The 525-nt window shown below is 28.6% G+C and carries 2 protein-coding genes; both read right to left on the bottom strand.

Annotated elements, in window-relative coordinates:
• A partial coding sequence (locus tag AYC60_RS09515) for a transposase (protein ID WP_156447600.1) occupies positions 1-138 on the bottom strand: 138 nt, incomplete at its 3' end.
• A gap of 70 nt (positions 139-208) precedes the next feature.
• Positions 209-525 (bottom strand): hypothetical protein (locus tag AYC60_RS08765; protein ID WP_197416904.1); only part of this gene is annotated, 317 nt, incomplete at its 5' end.

Raw genomic sequence — 525 nt, forward strand, 5'->3', positions numbered from 1 at the left:
GTTAAAATCTTTACACCATTTTGCAATAGTTACTTTTGATACTCCATATTCTTCTGATAGGCTATTATATGTTCTTCCTTCTTGTAGATGTAGTTTAATAAGTTTGTTTTTTAATTCTTCTGAGTGTTTTTGTATCATAATTTTTTCTCCTTTTTCCTTAATTATATTATACACCACTTTACTCTACTGTTACAAATTTATTATACCACTACACTCCTAAGTAGTCATCAGAATATTTTGAATACATTGCTTCTTTATTCTTATTCTTTATTTCTTCTATTCTTTCCTTACTTAAGATTTCACTCCCATTTAGATTGTAAAAAATTCCAGCTTTTCCTGCTCTTTCCTTATTGTATTTTACATCTCCCCAATCTTTCCATACTCTCCAATCAAATTCAGTAGGGTCTATTACTACTACTTCATCATAAAAGGCTGAAAGAGCATTTATCTTTGCTTCATCTGTACTTGATAATATACCTGCATTATATGACCTATATGTTTCTTTTAATTTTGTTTTCCATCCTT

This window comes from Streptobacillus felis (assembly GCF_001559775.1).
GTDB lineage: Bacteria > Fusobacteriota > Fusobacteriia > Fusobacteriales > Leptotrichiaceae > Streptobacillus > Streptobacillus felis.